Source organism: Chitinophaga sp. SYP-B3965, from assembly GCF_009647655.1.
Classification (GTDB): domain Bacteria; phylum Bacteroidota; class Bacteroidia; order Chitinophagales; family Chitinophagaceae; genus Chitinophaga.
Map to the genome: position 1 here is coordinate 139,866 of NZ_WJFD01000006.1, position 21,219 is coordinate 161,084.

Sequence of the window (21,219 nt, forward strand, 5' to 3'; positions counted from 1 at the left end):
AAATTCGTAATTGATTTGTAGGTTTGCCGTCAAATCCGAAGTATATGATCCGTCACGATTGGACACTTGAAGAAATTAAGGATATCTATAACACTCCCCTGTTGGAACTCATGTACCGCGCTGCCACCTTGCACCGGGAGTACCAGGATACTGCAGAAGTACAGGTATGTACCCTGCTCTCCATCAAAACAGGCGGCTGTTCCGAAGATTGCGCTTATTGCCCGCAGGCAGCCAGATATAATACAGGTGTTGATGTACAAGCCCTGATGAAAAAGGACGAAGTACTGGCCTACGCCCAAAAAGCGAAAGATGCTGGTTCTACCCGTTTCTGTATGGGTGCCGCATGGCGCGAAGTACGCGATAACCGGGATTTTGACAGAGTGATAGACATGGTGAAAGGTGTAAATGAGATAGGCATGGAAGTATGCTGCACATTGGGCATGCTCACAGAATCTCAGGCAAAGCGACTCGCAGATGCCGGCCTCTTCTCCTACAACCACAACCTGGATACCTCTGATGAATACTATGGTGAGATCATCACCACCCGCACTTACGACGACCGTCTCAAAACGATCGACAATGTGCGTAAAGCTGGTGTAACTGTTTGCTGTGGCGGTATCATTGGCCTGGGCGAAACACATGAGGACCGCATCACTATGCTCCGCACGTTATCCACCATGCCTGCTCATCCTGATTCCGTTCCCATCAACGCCCTCACCCGCGTAAAAGGCACGCCACTTGAACATCTGCCAAAAGTAGAGTTCTGGGATATGGTCCGTATGATTGCCACTACCCGCATCCTGATGCCGGGAGCTATGGTACGCTTAAGTGCCGGCCGTGCTGAAATGAGCCTTTCCGAACAAGCCATGTGTTTCATGGCAGGCGCCAACTCCATCTTCACCGGAGAAAAACTCCTGACCACCAAAAACCCTTCCTTCGAAGAAGATCACATGATGTTTGAACTCTTAGGCCTCAAACCAAGAGAGGCTTTTAAAGAAGAACATGTACACGTGCACTAATTAATAAGTGCTGTTGAAATTATACCACATGGAGAGCCTAAAGCTCTCCATTTTTTTTACCTTTTCTGATAACTGTTGTTTAACTTTTTATTTGCCCGCTTATCTATTAATTAGCACCCTGTTAACTCAATAATATGGATAAGCCTATATGGGATGCTGATTATAAGCAATGGTTCCTGGAAATTAAACAAAAAGTTCAACAAGCCCAGTTAAGAACGGCTGTTAACTCCAATATTATCCTGATTGAACTTTATTGGGATCTGGGGAAAGAAATTGTTGCAAGACAAACAGAATTCAAGTGGGGCGAAAATTTCCTTCAACAACTTTCGACTGATTTAAAAGGCAGCTTCCCCAGGATTAATGGATTCTCCCGAAGGAATCTGTATACTATCCGCCAATGGTATCTGTTTTTTTCAGACAAATTTGAATTTGTGCCACACCCTGTGGCACAATTACCCTGGTCTTATCAAACGTTGCTGATCACTAAGGTAAAGGACATTGAAATACTGATGCAGTATGCAATTGCAGCGCATAAGAATAACTGGTCCCGCGATACACTGGAAGCAAAAATAAAGGGTGGATTTCATTTAAGGGTTGGAAAAGCAGACCATAATTTTGAGTTGACCTTACCCAAGCCGCAATCCGACCTGGCTATTGAAACGATCAAAGATCCTTATCATTTTGACTTTCTGGGATTACAGGACGATGCTCAGGAACGGGAAATAGAGCATGCCCTTACTCAAAAGATCACTGCATTTATGTTAGAATTGGGAAAAGGGTTTTCATTTGTGGGACGGCAATACAAGTTAGAAATAAGTGAGACCGATTATTTCATCGACTTGCTCTTCTATCATCTCCATCTTCGATGTTTTGTAGTAATAGAACTAAAAGCAGGCAGATTTAAACCAGAGTATGCCGGGAAGTTAAATTTTTATCTTTCCGCAGTGGATAGCCAGTTGAAGCACCCGGCGGATAACCCTTCTATTGGGATTTTATTATGCAGGACAAAGGATAAGATCGAAGTTGAATATGCCCTGCGGGACATGAATAAACCAATAGGTGTTAGTGCTTTTGAATTATTGCAGGTTATTCCTGATGAACTTATGATGCAACTACCAACAATTGAAGAGGTCGAAAGAAGTTTAACATAAACACCAATCTTATTTCTCCAGAAAAAACCTCACCCCCAAAGCATACCCCTTCATCCCCAAACCACAAATAACTCCCACCGCCTTAGCCGCTGTAAGCGAAGTATGCCGGAATTCCTCCCGCGCATAGATATTACTGATATGGATCTCCACCACAGGAGTTTTAATCCCTGCAATAGCATCCCTGATCGCCACAGAAGTATGCGTATAAGCACCCGCATTCAACAGGATACCATCATAAGAAAACCCCACACTATGCAAATGATTCACGATCTCCCCTTCCACATTGTTCTGAAAGTAATCGATCTGCACATCCGGGAATTCCGCTTTAAGCGTTTCCAGGTATTGCTCAAAAGTAAGGCTGCCGTAAACTTCCGGTTCCCGCTTCCCCAGCAGGTTAAGATTAGGCCCGTTGATGATGGCTATTTTCATGAATGTAAAACTGCTTAAAAAATTATCAACCAAAAAAATTTTATTCCCCCCAACGGAAAGTATCCTGCTCCAACCCCGCCAGATCAATCACACGATCCACCACCGTCGCCACCACCTCTTCGATCGTAGAAGGCTTACTATAAAAAGAAGGCGTAGCCGGACAAATGATACCACCCGCCTCCGTCACCGTTTGCATATTGCGGATATGTATCAAATTATAAGGCGTATCCCGCAGCACACAGATCAGTTTACGCCGCTCTTTCAGCACCACATCCGCCGCACGGGTGATCAGATCATTGGAAATACCACCGGCAATGCGGCCAAGGGTACCCATAGAACAAGGGCAGATGATCATAGTATTATAACGCCCGCTGCCGGAAGCAAATGGGGCATGGAAATCATGCTGGGTATAAACAGGAAAAGGAAGGTGCTTAAACCCCTGATCACCAAGCTCCGTTTCCCAAACAGTCCTGGCATTCTCTGTCAGGACTATCGCCACCTGGTCCACCTGCTCCTTCAAACCCACCAGCTTGTTCAAAAGCTGCCTGGCATAGATTGAGCCACTGGCACCCGTAACCGCCACAACTATACGATGTTTCATACCACAAAGCTAACACACAGCCCTCAGGTAACAACAAAAAAAATCTACTCTCCACACAAGCAAACTTGCGCAGAGAGTAGATCAGAAGTTTAACCCCCTTAATTATTTTCAACTCATCTCTTCCAACTCTTCCATCCTGATGGCCATATGGCTCTCATCGTATATACACTCCCCGTTACGGATCAATAACAGCTGCGGGGATTCATGCGGGATGTCGTACATCTCCGCAACCCGGTTGCTAATGGCCCTGTACCTGATCAGATCAAGGTAATAAAACTCAATCCCCTCGGGTACTACCGACCTTTCCAGGCGGGATTTCACCATGCTGCTAATGCTGCAGCGGGTACTGTGTTTGAAAATTACCGCCTTCTGTTCAAAAGAACGAGACTGTATCATCATCAATTGCTCTTCACTATCCAATTCAATCCACATAACGTACTAGCAGTTTTTACTCTTTTCTTGCTGTACCTTGGTGATCTTCATGGGGCATCCCAGCTTCTGTGAAGCACAGGAGGTAAACATGGCAGAAAAAACTACCAAAACACAAAATGTACCGATCAAGCGGTATACTGATTTCATATTCTCCATTTTAGTAAATAAACGAAATTTCATAGGCTTGAATTATTTGCACTTGGTGATTCGTATTTTGTGACCTTATATTTGCAAATATATAATTTATATTAAAAAAAACAACACTATGTGCTGTTAATTACCTGATTTAGTTTGCAAATTTAATACATAAAGACCCGGGAATTGTCATGGCAAAAGTACATTTTATAGCGATCGGCGGCAGTGTAATGCACCAGCTGGCCATCGCCCTCAAGCATAAAGGTTACGAAGTAAGCGGCAGCGACGACGAGATTTTTGAACCTTCCAGGTCAAACCTCGCCACTGCAGGGATTCTCCCCGCCTCCCTCGGCTGGGACCCTGCCCGCATCCAACCGGACTTCGACGCAGTGATCCTGGGCATGCACGCCCGGGCGGATAACCCGGAACTGCTCAAAGCACAGGAATTCGGACTAAAGATCTACTCCTTCCCGGAATACATTTACCAGGAAAGTAAGGACAAAACCCGTGTGGCCATCGGCGGCAGTCATGGTAAAACCACCATTACCTCCATGATCATGCACGTTTTGCAGTTATGCCACCAGCAATTCGATTACCTGGTGGGCGCAAAGCTGGAAGGCTTTTCCCAATCCGTAAACGTTACAAATGCCCCGCTCATTGTGTGTGAAGCAGACGAATATCCGGCCTCCGTACTGGAAAAAAGGCCCAAATTCCACTTCCTTCACCCCCATATTTCCGTACTGAGCGGCATTGCATGGGATCACATCAATGTTTTCCCCACTTTTGAGAACTACCTGGAGCAGTTCGCCATCTTTATCCGTACCATGGAAAAGGGCGGCAAACTGATCTATAACCAAACGGACGAAACCCTCCGTCAACTGGTAGCCAAAGAAGGCGGTCACCTGGAATGCATCCCTTACGGGGTACCGGAACATACCATTATTAATGGCCTCACCCGTGTATTTTTTGGCAAAAGCTCCACAGACCTGATGGTTTTCGGGGAGCATAACCTCTTAAACATCCACGCTGCCCTTTTGGTTTGCAAGGCTTTAGGCATTGGTGAAATTGATTTTCTGGCAGCAATTGCTACCTTTAAGGGCGCAGCGAAGAGAATGGAACTGGTGGCTAAAAGTGAGCAAACCGCCATTTACCGCGACTTTGCCCATGCACCCTCCAAAGTGAAGGCTACCATACAGGCACTCCGTAAACAATATCCAAAACGCAAACTCATTGCCGTGCTGGAATTACATACGTACAGCAGCCTGAATGCCGCTTTCATGCATGAATATGCAGGTGCACTGGACCCGGCAGACCTGGCAGGCGTATTTTACAGCGCCCACGCCCTGGAGATCAAACGCATGCCGGACCTGAGCCCCGAAATCATCCGGGAAGGTTTTGCCAATAAAGATCTTGTTATATTAAACACCCGTTCTGCCCTCGAAACGTTCCTCGGTCAGCAGGATTTTCACAATACCAACGTCCTCCTGATGAGCTCCGGCGATTATGAAGGTTTGGATTTTGGAGGATTAAAAAAATACTTAACGGTTTAGAACCCAAAGAAATATGTCTGCATTACAACTCACCCGTCCACTTGCTTTTATTGATCTGGAAACTACAGGCACCAACGTAGCAACGGACCGTATCATTGAGATCTCTGTTATAAAAGTGATGCCGGACAAGTCCGTTCTCAATAAAACCAAACGCATCAACCCCGGTATTCCTATCCCGGCAGTTACTACAGCCATCCATGGGATCACGGACGAAGATGTGAAAGATGCCCCCACTTTTAAACAGGTGGCCAATGAATACAAACAGTTCCTCGAAAATTGCGATATAGCCGGATACAATTCCAACAGGTTTGATGTACCCCTGCTTGTAGAAGAATTCCTACGGCTGGAACTCAACTTCGACATCAACACCCGCAAGTTTGTAGACGTACAAAAGATCTTCCACCTGATGGAAAAACGTACACTCAGTGCTGCTTACAAGTTCTATTGTGATAAAGACCTCACCAATGCACACAGTGCAGAAGCCGATGCCATTGCCACATATGAGATCCTGGAAGCCCAGCTGATAAGGTATGAACAGCAACTCAAACCAGACGTAGATGCCCTGGCCACTTTCACCAAAGAAGAGGATTATGTTGATTTTGCGCGCAGGATGACCATGCAGAACGGTGTAGAACTCTTCAACTTTGGCAAATACAAGGGCAGGCCTGTTAGAGACGTACTGAAAATAGAGCCCCAATATTATGATTGGATGATGAAAGCGGATTTCCCCCTCAACACAAAGCAGAAACTATCAGAGATTTATCACAGTATGATGCTAAAGAAACCATAATGTTTTCGTTAACAATGATATTTTAAACGGGATATTACCTATTTTCGCCATCCTTAAAACCGCAATTGCTAATTGGAAAAATTAGTTATCATACCAACGTACAACGAAAAGGACAATATCCACCGGATCATTGACGCGGTATTCGCTTTACAGCAGGATTTCCATGTACTTATTGTAGATGATGGCTCTCCGGACGGCACCGGTAACATCGTAAAAGAACTGCAAACAAAGTATGCGGGACAGTTATTCCTGGAAGAACGCCGTGGCAAGCTTGGGCTTGGCACAGCGTATATCCATGGCTTTAAGTGGGCGCTCGCAAGAGATTATAAGTATATCACGGAAATGGATGCGGACTTCTCCCATAACCCGGCAGACCTCGTTCGTTTACATCATGCCTGCGCTGCAGAAGGAGCAGATGTTTCCGTTGGCTCCCGTTATGTAAAAGGCGGCAATACGGAAAACTGGCCATGGGACCGGGCTGTACTGTCGTATGGTGCTTCCATCTACGTACGCCTCATTACCTGGATCCCCGTAAAGGATGCCACTGCAGGTTTTGTATGTTACAAACGCAGCGTACTGGAAAAGATCCAGCTGGATAAGATCCAGTTCGTGGGATACGCGTTCCAGATAGAAATGAAATTCACCGCCTGGAAGCTGGGCTTTAAAATAAAGGAAGTACCTATCACTTTCATCGACCGCAAGGAAGGCTATTCTAAAATGAGTAAAGGCATTGTGAAGGAAGGCATTTTAGGTGTGTTGAAGATCCAGTTGCAGAGCCTGTTTGGCAAATGAAAAAAGCATTCTTACAACTCCATCTCTCCGTTTTTTTAGCTGGCTTTACCGGTATCCTCGGTAAGCTCATTACATTGAACGAAGGTTTACTGGTCTGGTACCGCTTACTGCTCACCGCCGTAACGATGTTTGTATTGTTCCGCTGGCAGGGCAGGCTAAAGAAGCTTCCCACAGCGGCCATATTACGTATAGGCGGCACCGGGTTCATCGTAGCCATGCACTGGATCTTCTTCTACGGCAGCATCAAATATGCTAATGTATCCATCGGCGTAGTATGCTTTTCCCTCACCAGTTTATTCACCGCCCTCTTTGATCCCCTCATCAACCGGCGCGCTTTTGATAAAGTGGAATTACTGCTGAGCCTGCTCACCCTGATGGGCATCCTCCTGATCTTTCATTTCGATACCCAATACCGTACCGGCATCATACTCGGTATTATCTCTTCTATGTTTGCCGCGCTGTTCACCGTATTCAACAAAAGGCTGGTAGCCAAATACGATACAGAGAACATTACCTTTTATGAACTGGGCATTGGCTTCCTTGGTATTTCCCTGCTCCTGCCCTTTTACCTGCACGCCTTCCCTGTAGCTTCCATGATCCCTTCTTTCATGGACTTTGTATATCTCCTGGCGCTGGCATGGTTCTGTACCGTACTGATGTACACCCTCTCCATGAATGCACTCAAAAAGATCTCTGCCTTCACCGTGAACCTTTGTTTCAGCCTGGAACCGTTATACAGCATCATCCTGGCGTTCATCCTTTTCCAGGAGAACAAACTATTGCGGAACGAGTTCTATATAGGTCTGGGCCTCATCTTATTATCCGTAGTACTCCAGATGATAAGGGTATTCCGTCAGACGCGGCGCAGCAAACTGGCTTAACCATTCATCACCTTCCCTCCTTCTTTCCCGCAGGAATTATTATTTTGTGAAACATAAAATCTAAATGGCTTATGAAACGATCTGTAAGATGGTTCGTATCCCTATCCGTACTATTACCATTAGGCGCAATGGCCCAATCTAAAAAACCGCTGGATCATACCGTGTATGACGGCTGGCAGAACATTGGCACCAAAGCGATCAGCAATAACGGGTTATGGGCAATTTACGCGGTTACGCCGCAGGAGGGAGATGCTACCCTCATGATCCGCAATCTTAAAAATGGCCAGCAGCTTGCCGTTCCAAGAGCTACCAGCGCGGTGATCACGGAAGATTCCCGCTTTGTTGTGTTTACGATCAGACCTTTTTTTAAAGACGTAAGACAGGCCAGGATCAAGAAAAAGAAACCGGATGAAATGCCCAAGGATTCTCTGGGCTTTATCGAGTTAGGCCAAACGGAGATCACGAAAGTAGCTGCCGTGAAGTCTTTTAAAACGCCGGAAAAAGGCAGCGGACTGCTGGCTTATCTGATAGATAAACCAAAGGCAGATACCGTAGCTAAAACCGGCGCAAGAAGGCCCGCTCCCATAAAAACAGACGCAGATGAAGATACCCCCGGAAAGCCCGGTGGCGCAGATGCGGGAGACCTTGTGATCCGTTACCTCGGCAGCAATGCACCACAGGATACCATCAAAAGTGTAACCAGTTATACCATCAGCAAACCCGGTAACAAAATAGTGCTGGTCACCAGCCCGCCCAAAAAAGATTCACTCGCCCAGGCAGGTGTATGGTTATGGGATGTAGCCGGCAAAAAAGCAGATACCTTAAGCCGCGGACAAGGTTCATTCGTACAGTTCGCCTTTGATGAAAAAGGAGAACAGGTAGCCTACCTTGGCAGCAGGGACAGTGCAAAAGCTTTACAGAAATTCTTCGCCTTATATTATTATAAACCAAAGCAGGACAGTGCTCAGATAGCTGTCACCAGATCCACTGCAGGTGTTCCGCAGAAATGGAGCGTGTCTGAAGATGGTATTCCCAGCTTCTCTAAGAACGGAGAACGTTTGTTCTTTGGCACCGCTCCTATCCTTCCGCCAAAAGATACTACGATCGTAGAGTTCGAAGTAGCAAAAGTAGATATATGGAACTACCAGGATGATTACCTGCAACCCATGCAGCTGAAGAACCTGGACCGTGATCTTAAAAAGAGTTATGCTGCTGTTTACTTTCCACAGCAGGGCCGCATGATACAATTGAGTGATAAGGAAATGGAAATATTCGTTGTGGCGGATGAAGGAAATGCGCCTTACGGTCTCGGAACCACAGATAAAGGACAACGCGTGGCATTACAATGGACGGGTAGTACATTAAAAACTGCCTACCTGGTAAACATCAATACGGGCGAACGCAAACCGATCAAAGAGAAACTGGATGCAAACTTTTTCATCTCCCCGCAGGGCCGTTTCATCTATTGGTTTGATCAGCCGGCCGGTACTTATAATACCTATGAAACAGCAACAGGTACTATCAGCAACATCAGCGCCGCCATTCCCACAAAGATCACAGATGAAGAAATGGACATGCCGGATTATCCGGGACCATACGGTATCAGTGGCTGGCTGGAGAATGATAAATACGTGTACATCAACGACCGTTACGATATCTGGCAAACAGACCCCACCGGCAAAGAAGCACCGGTGATGATCACGAAAGGATTCGGCAGGCAAACCAGAACGGTGCTCCGTAATGTACGCCTGAACAGGGAAGACCGTTTCCTGAAACCAAAGCAATCCCTGCTGCTGGAAGCACAAAGTGATTCTTCTAAGTTCGGTGGATTCTATTCCCTCAAACTGAATGATAAAAAAGGCCCGCAGGTTATTGTGATGGGTCCTTATTCCTACCAGGGAGCTGAGAAAGCCAAAAATGCAGACATGTATATTTTCCAGCGCGCCAATTACATTGAATCGCCGGATGTGTTTGCTGGCGCCAATATTGCCACAGCAGAACGTTTGAGCAATATCAACCCGCAACAGAAAGAATATAACTGGGGTACAGCAGAACTGATCAAATGGGATACTTATAATGGCAAGACCACTGAAGGTATCCTTTACAAACCGGAAGACTTTGATCCAAACAAACGTTACCCGGTGCTGATCTATTTCTATGAGAAACTCACAGATGGTTTATATACTTACCAGCCCCCTGCTCCCACGCCATCAAGATTGAACATCTCTTTCTTCGTGAGCCGCGGATATGTTGTACTGGCACCGGATATCAGCTATGAAAACGGCAAACCCGGCAAAAGCGCCTATGATTATATTGTAAGTGGTGCCGAAGCATTAGCGAAGAATCCCTGGATAGATCACAGCAATATGGCCATACAGGGCCAGAGCTGGGGTGGTTACCAGGTATGTCATTTAATTACCGCTACTACCCTGTTCAAAGCAGCATGGGCAGGTGCGCCGGTAGCTAATATGACCAGTGCCTATGGTGGTATCCGCTGGGAAAGCGGCATGAACCGCCAGTTCCAGTATGAACACACCCAAAGCCGGATAGGGGCTACCCTCTGGGAGAAACCGGAGTTATATATAGAGAACTCTCCCCTCTTCCACCTGCCAAAGGTGACCACGCCACTGGTAATTATGTCTAATGATGCAGATGGCGCCGTACCCTGGTACCAGGGTATTGAGATGTTCACCGGCCTCCGCCGTCTTGGAAAACAGGTTTGGCTGCTCAACTATAATAATGAAGCACATAACCTCATCCTCCGCCAGAACCGGAAGGATATCCAGGTCCGGGAACAGCAGTTCTTTGACCATTTTCTAAAGGGAGCCCCTGCTCCAACCTGGTTAAGTAAAGGCGTTCCGGCTACTGAAAAAGGGAAGAATTGGGGATTTGATTATTGATTATCAACACCTTAATAGGCAAAACCGGGGGCATGGCTCCCGGTTTTGTTATTTTGTAGTTAACTGGAAGATTTTCAACGATTTCGATTTAAACCTGCAAAATTTCCAATTAAAAAGTTTTGGTATATGGGAATTTTAACTATGTTTACATCAGTTATCGCGGAGATAGATCACAGACAAAAACCGCTAAATCCTATGAACACCTATTACCTTCGTCCTAAAGACACTTTGCAACCTTTTGTGCAACAGTATATTGTTCTGCAAAACATCACATCAGCTGCAGACATTGCTCAGAAAAAGCTTTTTACATTAGGTAAACAGTACCTGGTATTCATTCAAAAAGGCGCTTTGGCTTTCAAACCAAATGATCACGCATCTTTTGAGTTACCGGAGGCGTCTGTAACAGGTCCTTTTACTTGCGCAGTAAATGCACGTGTAACTGGTCCGTTGAATGCAGTGGTTGTACAACTTAATGCTGTGGCCAGTCATCGTTTGATGGGCATCAGCATGGAGTCCGTTACCAATTACTTCCGCGACCTTACGAAAGTGGACGACAGCTGGCAGGTAACTGCACAGCAGTTGAACAACGCAGATGATCTGGATAGTATCCAGAACATCCTGGACAGTGTGCTGGAAAACCTCGTTTCCAATCAAAAACCTGCCTTACGTCAGATAGATGAAATGGTAGATTACCTGGCCGCACAAAAAGGACAGGTGGAAATGCTGGACCTGGCTTTACGCTTCAAAACCAGCCGCCACACACTGGAACGCCAGTTTATGGAAGTAACCGGCCTCACACCGCAGTTATACACAAAGATCCTGCGCAGGCAACGTTACGCTTAATCAGATTTTATTTAGAGTACGGAATATTTAAAACGTCGGATCCCCGTATCCGGCGTTTTTATTTATTTTTAGGAATGCTTAACATTGAAAAGACCCGTGGAGAATACAGGATCTCCACAGATAAGAACCAGTTGCAGGTAGATGTGATCTACCAATACCTGTCTGAAGAATCATATTGGGCAAAGGATATCCCCCGCAGTTTCGTGGAAAGGTCTATTGAGAATTCCCTTTGTTTTGGTATCTATCATGGAAAAGAACAGGTAGGTTTTGCCCGGGTGATCACTGACTTTGCTACGTTCGGTTACCTCGCAGATGTATTTGTAGCAGTACCGCACCGCAAGAAAGGACTATCCAAATGGCTGATGGAAGTGATCCTCGAACATCCTGACCTCTCCTCACTTCGCAGGTTTATGCTGGCTACCCAGGATGCCCACGGACTGTACAAACAATTTGGCTTTAAAGGGATGGAACATCCGGAACGCCTCATGGGCAAGATCATGCCGGTGAGTTATACAGAGATGAAAAAATCATTATGAAAAAGATCATTCAGTGGATCGTAGTTATTCTGCTTATCGTATTCATCTTCTGGCTGGGCCAATGGTTCGGTTCCAAGAAGGTGAACCAGTCCATATTATCCAACAGCCTCATCGTACGCGAGATCGCTGAACTGGCCAGCCTGGAAGTACAGGGAAACGCCTCTATCAAACGCAGCAACGTGGAGAATAACGGGGACTGGACGGATAACCTGAAAAAGGTGTTTGCAGAAAATACCATTTGGGTAACCGTGCCTTATACCGCTAAATACGGTGTGGATACAGATGAGAAGAACTTCACCGTTACACTGAAGGAAAAACGCGTTATAGTACAGCTTCCTGCCCCTCAATTGCTGAGTTACGAGTTACGTCTCAACCAGATGGAAACAGCCAATAAAAAAGGCTGGTTCATGCCATCTAATGATGAAACTTACACAGATGTACAGAAGAAATTGTACGAAACTTCCCGCGAACAATTAACAGAGAACAACATTTACCTCGAAAAAAGTAAAGAGAAGATCCGTCAGATCATCGGCACTTATTACAAACCATTGGGGTATGAAGTGGAAGTTAAATTCGGTAATGAACCCGGCAAGGTATTGAAATTGAATTAGTCTAAACCTTGCCGCGCAGCAAAGGGCGGAGTTTTTTTTCCTTTTTGTAGCGGATCTTTTTCGGGAGAGTGTTTTTTTTAAGAAACCTTGCCGCGCAGCAAAGAACGGAGTTTTCTTTCTTTCTCTTAAAATAAAAAACCTCCTTCGCAGCCCCATTTACTCTAAGCCCTGTTCACCGTAATATACTTCACCAGACAGCGTTTGGCAACAGGCAGCAACGTTTCCTGTACAGGAAATACCAGCTCCGTTTGTATCGTGTATACGGCCGGGTTAGGCAACTCCCGGTAATGACGGATCAGGTCTGATTTGATGCTTTGATAAGTATGCGCAAGACTGCGTGTATAGGTACTGATGTGTTTTGTATGAATACCCCTGTATTTTTCATCATGCCTTTCAAAGATCGTGAGGCGGTACTGATACACTTCCGTATCACTGAATTTTCCATCGCATAACAACATGTAACCTTCCTGTATATCCAGCGGAATAATCCCCACCGGTGTAATGTTCAGTTTCTCCTCCACAAAGTCATAGATCTCAGCTCCTTCTTTGATGGTACGGTTCATTTTGTTAAGGGAAAACTGCATGATACTTTCCAGCTCTTCCATCATTTCATCATCTGAGATCAGCTGTTCATACAGCAGTTGCAAACGCTCAATATTTATGGCTGTTAACTGCTTGGGAAACTGCTGCCGGAGATACTGTTTATTCTCCTTAAATGCGAGCAGATTATTGTAATGAAAGATCACATCACTTAACTGCGGATACAGCTTGTTCTCGTTAAAATAACGGTTGATTTCCTGCAGGTATGCCAGAAGGGTATATTTCTTTAATTCGAAATCTATAAATCCTTCGGCGAACCACGTCTCACTCAATGCCTTCATAGCTTTCGGCCGTTTAGATCAGCCCTCACTGAAGTTACGAAAAACTTTAATATCTACCACTTATACACCTTCAAATCACATATTTTTGTCCGTTATATAAGGCCTCTAACCCTTTGCTGCCCAATGATTGAGGGTATTTTGGCACAAACGCCCCATAACGCAAAACATTTAAAAAACAAGGGAGCATTTTTTTTATTCAGTTAATTCCTTAACTTCAATATTATTTTTCATTTTTTAATTTTTTTATCATGAACATCTACGTAGCCAACCTGCACTACAGGTTGAACGATGAGGACCTTCACCAAATCTTTAGCGAATTCGGGCAAGTTACCTCTGCAAAAATCATCAAAGATCATGAAACCGGTCGTTCACGTGGTTTCGGATTTGTAGAAATGGCAAACCAGGAGGAAGGCACTAAAGCGATGGAGAGTCTGAACGGTAGTGAAGTGGAAGGCAAACAACTGATGGTGAACGAAGCTCGTCCTAAGCAAGCCAACGGTGGCGGTGGCGGAAGCAGAGGTGGTGGTGGAAACCGCGGTGGCGGTGGTGGATACGGTGGCGGCGGTGGTCGCGGTCGTTATTAATACTAAATTACTCATCGACGCAATAAAAAGGCTTCCTTTACACGGAGGCCTTTTTTTATGCCCTTTAGGTATTTCCAGGGGCGAATATCAACAGGCAGATAAAAATGGCTGTAAAGCGCTAAAAAAAGGCTTCCTGTTTGAGGAAGCCTTTTTCAATATGCTAGTATTCTTTGTTCGGATCAAAATTCTCCATTTCATGTGCCACGGCACTCAGGAAAGTAGAGCCCAAAGACCCGTCCACGATCCGGTGATCATAGCTCATGGAAAGGTACATCATGTGGCGGATGGCAATAGAGTCCCCGTTAGGTGTTTCTACCACTACCGGGCGTTTCTTGATAGCCCCTACCGCCAGGATAGCTACCTGCGGCTGGTTAATGATAGGCGTACCGGTCAGGCTGCCAAAAGTACCCACATTGGTGATGGTGAAAGTACCGTTCTGGGTATCCTCTGGTTTCAGACGGTTCTGCCTGGCTGCATTGGCCAGCTGGTTCACCTGTTTGGTGAGGCCTACCAGGTTCAGGGTGTCCGCATTACGGATCACCGGCACTATGAGGTTACCGCTGGGTAAGGCTGCCGCCATGCCGATATTAATGTCCTTTTTGAGGATGATCTTGTCGCCGTCCAGCGAGCAGTTCACCAATGGGAATTTCTTAATGCATTTCACCACTGCTTCCACAAATAAAGGCATGAAGGTGATCTTCTCTCCTTCCCGCTTTTCAAAATCCTTCTTCACGTTCTCGCGCCAGCGCACCATATTGGTAACGTCTGCTTCAGCAAAGCTGGTCACGTGCGGACTTGTTTGCACGCTGCGTACCATATGCTCTGCGATCAGTTTGCGCATGCGATCCATTTCAATGATCTCCACATTATTGCCATAACTGTTAGAAGCCGGCACAGTGGCTATTTCCCTTTGCTTAGGTGCTTCCTTCACCACTTCCGGCTCCTGTATATGAGCAGGTGTAGTGCGGTTAGCAATATATTCAAGGATGTCGTTCTTGGTAACGCGGCCCTCAGTTCCGGAACCGGGGATCTTTTCCAGTTCAGCGAAATTCACGCCTTCCTGTTGCGCAATAGTGAGTACTAAAGGAGAATAAAAACGCGCTTCTCCGGAAACCGGTGCAACCGGCTCTGTGCGGGCTGGTGCTGTTTGAAAATGTGATTCAGTGGAAACTTTGGGGACGGAAACGGGGGGCGGTGTGGCAGGGGAAGCAGCTACTGTAGCGCCGGCAGCTGTTTGCACACGCGCAATAACAGTACCTACAGGCACCACATCGTTTTCATTAAAAAGGACCTCGGTGATCTCTCCCTCCGCAATGGAAGGTACCTCGCTGTCTACTTTATCCGTTGCTATCTCCAGCACTGTTTCATCTACCTTCACCTTATCACCGGGTTTCTTGTGCCAACGCAGGATCGTAGCTTCCATTATGCTTTCTCCCATTTTGGGCATCACCAGTTCGACTATTGCCATAAAAGTGTTTTAGTGTTTTATTTTTTACGTAGAGGACAAAAATAAGGGAAATTAAAGTTCCAGCCATTTCCGCAATTCATTCATGGCTGCCACACAGGTCATATCAATGTTCCGGGCACGGTCATACCGGAAACGGTGCAGTTTGGTGACGATCTTTCCTTTGCCACCCACCGCTATCCATACAGACCCAACGGGCTTTTCCTCCGTTCCGCCATCCGGCCCCATTATACCGGACACGGCCATTACGCAATCTACACCTAAAACCCGCAATGCACCTTCCGCCATTTCCCGCACTGTTTTCTCGCTCACCGCGCCATGTTTCTCCAGTGTTTCCGCCTGCACACCTAATACATGCTGTTTCACTTCATAAGAATAAGCCACCACACTTCCGTTAAAATAAGCGGAACTGCCGGGGATGGCAGTGATCAGGCTGGCAATCTTGCCGCCGGTACAACTCTCTGCAGTACCTACTGTCAGCTTCTTTTCTTTCAATATCTCTCCCAGCACCTCTCCCATCGTCACATCTTTTTCTGCTACCAGGATATCGCCCACTAAGGATTTCAGGGTATCAAATGCTTTGTTCAGTTCTGCTGCCGCGGATTGTTTATCTGGTGAAATGCTCGTGAGCCGCAGCTTTAACAACCCGTAATTGGGCAGATAAGCCAGTTTGATATGTTTGGGAAGATTCGTTTCAAAGTCCATGATCCTCTCTGCCACAAAGGATTCTCCCATGCCTGCAGTGATCAGTGTATGATGCAGCAGCGCAGGAGTTTCAAAGCGCGCCTGCAACATGCCGATCACATCATTTTCCAAAATGCCCTTCATTTCATGCGGTACACCGGGCATAGATACATAGATCTTCCCTTCCTTTTCAAACCACATACCGGGCGCAGATCCTCTTTTATTTTGTATGATAGTGGCTACGTCCGGCACCAGCGCCTGGTCCAGATTCCGCTGCAGCACAGGCAATCCGCGCATGGCAGACAATTGCAGCACATTCTGTAAAGCCAGTTCATCCTGCACCATCTTTCCGCCAAAATATTCACAAAGCACCGGCTTCGTAATATCATCCGCCGTAGGCCCCAGGCCACCGGTGATGAGGATGATGTGCGAGTTCTTCCCTTCTTCTTCCAACGCTTTGATGATCGCCGCTTTGTCATCTCCCACAGCCACCCTTCTTTGTATCCAGATGCCTATCTCATTCAGCCGCTGCGCCATCCAGGCGGAATTGGTATCAATGGTTTGTCCTATCAGCAACTCATCTCCGATAGTGATGAGGCTGGCGTAGATCTTTTCCATGCTGGTGTGTTTTGTGTATTATTGGAAATATACAGCCAGCTTCTCTCTCAGAGCTTCCGGCATGTTCATGCGCGTTTTATTTCTGGCATCAATGAAAGCCAGTGTAACAGTGCCCACATTCAATAACTCCCCCTTCTGATTATATAACTCTGAATGGAACTGTATCTTATGGTTGGTGGTCAGTTCCTTCAGGATCGTTTTTACCGTGATCACATCATCATAATAAGCAGGGCGCAGGTACTTTACGTGCAACTCTCCTACCGGCATGATCACTCCCTGGTCTTCCAGTTCCTTATACGTAAATCCCAGCTGGCGGATAGCATCGGTACGGCCTACTTCATAATACAAGGCATAATTTCCGTAGTAGAGATAACCCATCTGGTCTGTTTCGCCATAACGAACGCGAATATCAATCGTAGTACTGTACATAATGCAAAAAGGGAAATTGAAGGTGTAAATGTAGGATATTCCCACAAGCACCAACAAATTCCCTTTTTACTTTTTATTTTTTACGGTTTAGTTACCGACAGCTCCGTCTATAGAATACTTACCAGGGCCTGTGATCAGGATGGCAACAAAGGCTAACAGGAAAAGAATAGGCAATTCCTGTTTGTCCAGACCATCTGCTTTGTGGATCATGAAAACTACCACGCTGAAGAGAATGATCAGCGGAACGGTAGCCAGGCGTGTCAGCAAACCTAACACCAGCAACGCACCACAGAAGAATTCCGCAAATACGGTCAATCCCAGTGAAGCAGTTTTACCAATGCCGAACGGATCTGCAAACTGACTTGCGTAAGTGGAGAAACCTTTTAATTTAGGCCAGCCATGGCGTAACATGATCATTGCGCCAAAACCAACACGCAGGATCAGTAGTGATAAATTCACCTGGCCATTTGTGAAACGGGCGGATAAGAGTTTTTTCATAGTAGATAATTGGTTTGATTCTTGTTAAGTATACCAGTGCTCAAATTTAGATAGAATCTAATATATATCATCATTAAATTCAAAATTCGGCAGTTATCCACATCCTGTAGTTATCCACACAGGGTAGATAACCTCCAAGGGGCTAAAAAACTATAAAAATATATATTTGCCCTGTTTGTCAACCTCAATCTATTGCCAATTTTAGCATTCGGGAGCAAGGGCCTTAAAATCCGGCACTGTCTTGCTTTTGAAATAATTTCAGTCTGGAACCGTTTTAAACAAAATAATACTCGAAATAACACATACAGCATGAAGCTATTCACTCGAAAGAACTTCTCTCTTCCACCTTTGCATGTATTCTTCCTCATGGCAGGGATCGCCGGATCCACCGCCGTCCACGCGCAGCAAACACGTGTGTACACGGAGCCGGACAAAACTTTCAAGGAAGCACAGCAATTGTACCGCGACGGGAAATATGCCATTTCCATGCAATTGTTTAAAAAAACAATTGACGATATCAGCTATTTCCAGGAAACCAACCGTTCCCTCGTGAATACGGACGCACATTACTATTATGCCATGTGCGCCCTGAAATTGCAAAATGAAGATGCAGAGAAAAAGGCGCTCTATTTTATCAAAAACTTTAATAACAGCGCCCGGGAACAAATGGTAAGCTATCAGCTGGCCCGGTTCTATTTCCACCGGAACAAATTCACGGAAGCTATTCCTTACTATGAAGCAGCCAGTATTGATAACCTTTCCAACGAAGACATTGCAGATGCCAAATTCGAACTGGCCTATTGTTACTTCAATGTGAAGGATTTCAAAAAGGCACAACCGCTTTTTGCTTCCATCAAGGAAATTCAAAACAAATATTACATCCCCGCCAATTATTATTTCGGCTTCATCTCCTATTACAACAAACAGTATGATGCTGCCCTGAACAGCTTCAAACGCGTACAGGGAGATCCGAAATATGATGCCGTGGTGCCCTACTATATCGCAGAGATCTACTACTTCCAGGGCAAGAAAGATCAGCTGATCTCCTACGCGGAACCACTGATCCGCAAAGGCAACATGTATTATGAAGCTGAATTGAAACAACTGGTGGGCCAGGCTTACTTCGAAAAGAAGGATTATCCCAAAGCCCTTCCTTACCTGGAAGAATACCAGGAGAATGCAGAGGAAGTAAGGAAAGAAGATGTATACCAGATCTCTTACGCTTATTACCAAACCGCAAACCTGGATAAAGCCATCGTAGGTTTTAAACAGCTGAGCAGTGAAAAAGATTCCCTTGGCCAGAACTCTATGTACCTGCTGGGTGACTGTTACCTCCGCACAGGTCAGAAAGCCAACGCCCGGAACGCCTTTGCCTTCTGCGCCCGCAACAGCTCCAACCCTAAGCAACAGGAAATATCCCGTTTCAATTACGGTAAGCTGTCTTTCGAATTAGGTTACCAGGATGCTGCCATCACGGAGTTAACCACTTTCGTAAATAACTATCCCCGTTCTGAATACAACAAAGAAGCGCGGGAAATACTCGTGCAGCTTTTTGCCAATACCAATAACTACAAAGAAGCCATTGCCATCCTGGAACAATTGCCTGAAAAAAGCCCGGCAGTATTAAAGGCCTACCAGAAAGTAGCCTACGGCCGCGCCACACAGTTAGTGAACGATCAGCAACTGGCAGAAGCAGAACGCCTGCTGGATATTGCCCTCGCTAATCCATATGATCAGCAGATCAGCCAGCTGGCCCAGTTCTGGAAAGCAGAAATAGCGCTGCGCCAGAATAATACAGATAAAGCCATCAACAGCCTCCAGGCTTATTTCAGCACAGGCACTACCCCTGTTTCCGGCGAAGCCAATACACAAACGGCCAGCTACAACATGGGATACAGCCTCCTGAAAAAAGAACAATACGCCACCGCCTTACCTTACTTTGAATCCGCGCAGAAAGCCAGCGGCCCTAATGCAGGGCGCATCACCAACGATGCCGTACTGCGGGCTGCAGACTGTTATTACATGCTGCGTGATTTTGCCAAAGCCACCGCGCTGTACGACAGGATCATCAATGCAAACGACCCCGGCGCTGATTATGCTACCTACCAAAAAAGTATCATACTCGGTATCCAGGGCAAACACACGGATAAACTGGCCCTGCTAAAACAACTTGCCACCAAGTATCCCGGTTCCAACTTCACGAATGAATCTGAAATGGAAATTGCAGATACCTACCTGAGTGACGAACGTTTTAACGAAGCCATCCCTTATCTCAAGAACGTACTGCAAAAGCAACCAACCGGACCGAACGCTCCTAAAGCGCTCCTCAAACTCGGATTGGCTTATTTCAATACAGACCAGGATAATACCGCCATGCAATACTTCCGCCAGGTGGTAGAAAAGTTCCCGAACTCCACAGAAGCAAATGAAGCCCTGCAAAGTATCCGCACCATCTATGTGGAACAAGGTAAAACAGATGATTACCTCGCATTGCTGAAAGCATCCGGTAAGTCTGTTTCTGTTTCCGCAGAAGATTCCATCACGTATGCTGCCGCTGAAACCCGCTTCAGCAATGCAGACTACGCCGGTGCCATCACCGCCTTCACCAACTACCTGCAGAAATATCCGAACGGTCAGTTTGCATTACAGGCCAGTTTCTATAAAGCAGAATGCCTCTACAACAATAAAGATTACGTGAACGCATTGCCCGCATATGAGTTTGTACTCACCCGCGGAACCAGTCCGTTTGCAGAACGCTCCGCTTTACAGGCCGCGTACCTGAACTATTACCAGGTAAAGAATTATGCGAAGGCGAAAGAATACTACCAGCAACTGCTCAGCGTATCTACCAACAAAGAAAACACACTGGCTGCCAACCGCGGATTACTGCGGAGCAATTACCAGTTAAAGAGTTGGGATGATGTAAGCGTGCAGGCAGAACAATTGTTATCCGGCAGCAATCTCAGTACAGATGACCAGATCATTGGCCATTTCTACCTTGGTAAAGCACAGCAGGAAAAGCAACAGTATGACCAGGCCATAGAAGAATATAAAGTAGCTGCCGGCCTTACTAAATCAGAGATCGGAGCGGAAGCCCGCTACGGCATCGCTAATTGCTACTTCCTGAAAAATGATCTGGCCGCTGCGGAAAAAGCAGGCTTTGATGTGATCAAGAATACATCCTCGTATGAATTCTGGACGGCGAAAGCATACATCCTCTTAGGAGATGTATACGCCCGTCAGAAAGATTATTTCAACGCAAAAGCTACTTTCCAGAGCATTGCGGAAAACTGTCCTATCCCCGAGCTGAAAGCAGAAGCCAAAGACAAACTGGCCAAAGCAGAAGCAGAAGAAAAAGCAGGTTCCAAGATCAAATAATTTATAGCATTT

At 46.0% G+C, this 21,219-nt stretch carries 20 protein-coding genes; 12 read left to right on the top strand and 8 right to left on the bottom strand.

The genetic code is table 11. The annotated features are described in order from the left end of the window. Positions 1-44 precede the first annotated feature (44 nt). On the top strand, positions 45-1,019 hold the full coding sequence (gene bioB / locus GFS24_RS25445; protein WP_153664650.1) for a biotin synthase BioB: 975 nt from the start codon (positions 45-47) through the stop codon (positions 1,017-1,019). Positions 1,020-1,153: 134 nt separating this feature from the next. Continuing rightward, complete coding sequence (locus GFS24_RS25450; RefSeq protein WP_153664652.1) at positions 1,154-2,170, top strand: YhcG family protein; 1,017 nt, start codon at positions 1,154-1,156, stop codon at positions 2,168-2,170. Between the two features lie 9 nt (positions 2,171-2,179). Here the strand turns inward: GFS24_RS25450 and aroQ are convergent, their stop codons facing one another. From aroQ to ytxJ, 3 genes are all read right to left on the bottom strand, one after another. After that, positions 2,180-2,599, bottom strand: coding sequence for a type II 3-dehydroquinate dehydratase (gene aroQ, locus GFS24_RS25455; protein WP_153664654.1), 420 nt, complete (start codon positions 2,597-2,599; stop codon positions 2,180-2,182). A 40-nt stretch (positions 2,600-2,639) separates the two neighbouring features. After that, positions 2,640-3,200: a UbiX family flavin prenyltransferase gene (locus tag GFS24_RS25460; protein WP_153664656.1), complete on the bottom strand. Its 561-nt coding sequence runs from the start codon at positions 3,198-3,200 to the stop codon at positions 2,640-2,642. A 108-nt stretch (positions 3,201-3,308) separates the two neighbouring features. Continuing rightward, complete coding sequence (ytxJ, locus tag GFS24_RS25465; RefSeq protein ID WP_153664658.1) at positions 3,309-3,632, bottom strand: bacillithiol system redox-active protein YtxJ; 324 nt, start codon at positions 3,630-3,632, stop codon at positions 3,309-3,311. Positions 3,633-3,958: 326 nt separating this feature from the next. On the opposite strand from ytxJ, the gene murC reads away from it, so the two are divergent. From murC to GFS24_RS25505, 8 genes are all read left to right on the top strand, one after another. After that, entirely contained in the window at positions 3,959-5,317 is a 1,359-nt protein-coding gene (gene murC, locus GFS24_RS25470) for a UDP-N-acetylmuramate--L-alanine ligase (RefSeq protein WP_153664660.1), read from the top strand. A 13-nt stretch (positions 5,318-5,330) separates the two neighbouring features. Then, the gene (locus GFS24_RS25475; protein ID WP_153664662.1) at positions 5,331-6,107 is read left to right on the top strand and encodes a 3'-5' exonuclease; all 777 of its coding nucleotides are present in this window, start codon (positions 5,331-5,333) and stop codon (positions 6,105-6,107) included. 72 nt (positions 6,108-6,179) lie between these two features. Next, a complete protein-coding gene (locus tag GFS24_RS25480) occupies positions 6,180-6,899 on the top strand; it encodes a polyprenol monophosphomannose synthase (RefSeq protein ID WP_153664664.1) in 720 nt (239 codons plus the stop codon). Further along, the gene (locus tag GFS24_RS25485) at positions 6,896-7,780 is read left to right on the top strand and encodes a DMT family transporter (RefSeq protein ID WP_153664666.1); all 885 of its coding nucleotides are present in this window, start codon (positions 6,896-6,898) and stop codon (positions 7,778-7,780) included. Before GFS24_RS25480 ends, GFS24_RS25485 begins: the two co-directional genes overlap by 4 nt. Positions 7,781-7,851: 71 nt before the next feature. Next, the gene (locus tag GFS24_RS25490; RefSeq protein ID WP_153664668.1) at positions 7,852-10,680 is read left to right on the top strand and encodes a prolyl oligopeptidase family serine peptidase; all 2,829 of its coding nucleotides are present in this window, start codon (positions 7,852-7,854) and stop codon (positions 10,678-10,680) included. A 195-nt stretch (positions 10,681-10,875) separates the two neighbouring features. Next, on the top strand, positions 10,876-11,523 hold the full coding sequence (locus tag GFS24_RS25495; protein WP_153664670.1) for a DUF6597 domain-containing transcriptional factor: 648 nt from the start codon (positions 10,876-10,878) through the stop codon (positions 11,521-11,523). 74 nt (positions 11,524-11,597) lie between these two features. Beyond that, positions 11,598-12,059 (top strand): GNAT family N-acetyltransferase, encoded by a 462-nt coding sequence (locus GFS24_RS25500; protein WP_153664672.1) that lies wholly within the window; start codon positions 11,598-11,600, stop codon positions 12,057-12,059. After that, positions 12,056-12,670, top strand: a complete 615-nt coding sequence (locus tag GFS24_RS25505; protein WP_153664674.1) for a DUF4230 domain-containing protein — start codon at positions 12,056-12,058, stop codon at positions 12,668-12,670. Before GFS24_RS25500 ends, GFS24_RS25505 begins: the two co-directional genes overlap by 4 nt. Positions 12,671-12,831: 161 nt before the next feature. On the opposite strand, the gene GFS24_RS25510 is transcribed toward GFS24_RS25505, so the two are convergent. Continuing rightward, positions 12,832-13,551 carry a hypothetical protein gene (locus GFS24_RS25510; protein WP_153664676.1) on the bottom strand — a complete coding sequence of 240 codons (720 nt, stop codon included), beginning with the start codon at positions 13,549-13,551 and terminating at the stop codon, positions 12,832-12,834. A 248-nt stretch (positions 13,552-13,799) separates the two neighbouring features. Between GFS24_RS25510 and GFS24_RS25515 the strand changes: the two genes are divergently transcribed. Further along, the gene (locus GFS24_RS25515) at positions 13,800-14,135 is read left to right on the top strand and encodes an RNA-binding protein (RefSeq protein ID WP_153664678.1); all 336 of its coding nucleotides are present in this window, start codon (positions 13,800-13,802) and stop codon (positions 14,133-14,135) included. Positions 14,136-14,295: 160 nt separating this feature from the next. Here GFS24_RS25515 and GFS24_RS25520 read toward each other — a convergent pair whose 3' ends face one another. The 4 genes from GFS24_RS25520 to GFS24_RS25535 form a co-directional block, all read right to left on the bottom strand. Beyond that, positions 14,296-15,603 carry a dihydrolipoamide acetyltransferase family protein gene (locus GFS24_RS25520; protein WP_153664680.1) on the bottom strand — a complete coding sequence of 436 codons (1,308 nt, stop codon included), beginning with the start codon at positions 15,601-15,603 and terminating at the stop codon, positions 14,296-14,298. Between the two features lie 51 nt (positions 15,604-15,654). Then, on the bottom strand, positions 15,655-16,902 hold the full coding sequence (locus GFS24_RS25525) for a CinA family nicotinamide mononucleotide deamidase-related protein (protein WP_153664682.1): 1,248 nt from the start codon (positions 16,900-16,902) through the stop codon (positions 15,655-15,657). Between the two features lie 18 nt (positions 16,903-16,920). Beyond that, entirely contained in the window at positions 16,921-17,331 is a 411-nt protein-coding gene (locus tag GFS24_RS25530; protein WP_153664684.1) for a thioesterase family protein, read from the bottom strand. A gap of 87 nt (positions 17,332-17,418) precedes the next feature. Then, positions 17,419-17,829, bottom strand: a complete 411-nt coding sequence (locus GFS24_RS25535) for a DoxX family protein (protein ID WP_153664686.1) — start codon at positions 17,827-17,829, stop codon at positions 17,419-17,421. Positions 17,830-18,138: 309 nt separating this feature from the next. Between GFS24_RS25535 and GFS24_RS25540 the strand changes: the two genes are divergently transcribed. Then, a complete protein-coding gene (locus GFS24_RS25540; RefSeq protein ID WP_153664688.1) occupies positions 18,139-21,207 on the top strand; it encodes a tetratricopeptide repeat protein in 3,069 nt (1,022 codons plus the stop codon). Positions 21,208-21,219 lie beyond the last annotated feature (12 nt).

Excerpts from the sequence above, each read along its gene's own strand:
- bioB (WP_153664650.1), top strand. The coding sequence starts at position 45 with ATGATCCGTCACGATTGGACACTTGAAGAAATTAAGGATATCTATAAC.
- GFS24_RS25450 (WP_153664652.1), top strand. The coding sequence starts at position 1,154 with ATGGATAAGCCTATATGGGATGCTGATTATAAGCAATGGTTCCTGGAA.
- aroQ (WP_153664654.1), bottom strand. The coding sequence starts at position 2,599 with ATGAAAATAGCCATCATCAACGGGCCTAATCTTAACCTGCTGGGGAAG.
- GFS24_RS25460 (WP_153664656.1), bottom strand. The coding sequence starts at position 3,200 with ATGAAACATCGTATAGTTGTGGCGGTTACGGGTGCCAGTGGCTCAATC.
- ytxJ (WP_153664658.1), bottom strand. The coding sequence starts at position 3,632 with ATGTGGATTGAATTGGATAGTGAAGAGCAATTGATGATGATACAGTCT.
- murC (WP_153664660.1), top strand. The coding sequence starts at position 3,959 with ATGGCAAAAGTACATTTTATAGCGATCGGCGGCAGTGTAATGCACCAG.
- GFS24_RS25475 (WP_153664662.1), top strand. The coding sequence starts at position 5,331 with ATGTCTGCATTACAACTCACCCGTCCACTTGCTTTTATTGATCTGGAA.
- GFS24_RS25485 (WP_153664666.1), top strand. The coding sequence starts at position 6,896 with ATGAAAAAAGCATTCTTACAACTCCATCTCTCCGTTTTTTTAGCTGGC.
- GFS24_RS25490 (WP_153664668.1), top strand. The coding sequence starts at position 7,852 with ATGAAACGATCTGTAAGATGGTTCGTATCCCTATCCGTACTATTACCA.
- GFS24_RS25495 (WP_153664670.1), top strand. The coding sequence starts at position 10,876 with ATGAACACCTATTACCTTCGTCCTAAAGACACTTTGCAACCTTTTGTG.
- GFS24_RS25500 (WP_153664672.1), top strand. The coding sequence starts at position 11,598 with ATGCTTAACATTGAAAAGACCCGTGGAGAATACAGGATCTCCACAGAT.
- GFS24_RS25505 (WP_153664674.1), top strand. The coding sequence starts at position 12,056 with ATGAAAAAGATCATTCAGTGGATCGTAGTTATTCTGCTTATCGTATTC.
- GFS24_RS25510 (WP_153664676.1), bottom strand. The coding sequence starts at position 13,551 with ATGAAGGCATTGAGTGAGACGTGGTTCGCCGAAGGATTTATAGATTTC.
- GFS24_RS25515 (WP_153664678.1), top strand. The coding sequence starts at position 13,800 with ATGAACATCTACGTAGCCAACCTGCACTACAGGTTGAACGATGAGGAC.
- GFS24_RS25520 (WP_153664680.1), bottom strand. The coding sequence starts at position 15,603 with ATGGCAATAGTCGAACTGGTGATGCCCAAAATGGGAGAAAGCATAATG.
- GFS24_RS25525 (WP_153664682.1), bottom strand. The coding sequence starts at position 16,902 with ATGGAAAAGATCTACGCCAGCCTCATCACTATCGGAGATGAGTTGCTG.
- GFS24_RS25530 (WP_153664684.1), bottom strand. The coding sequence starts at position 17,331 with ATGTACAGTACTACGATTGATATTCGCGTTCGTTATGGCGAAACAGAC.
- GFS24_RS25535 (WP_153664686.1), bottom strand. The coding sequence starts at position 17,829 with ATGAAAAAACTCTTATCCGCCCGTTTCACAAATGGCCAGGTGAATTTA.
- GFS24_RS25540 (WP_153664688.1), top strand. The coding sequence starts at position 18,139 with ATGAAGCTATTCACTCGAAAGAACTTCTCTCTTCCACCTTTGCATGTA.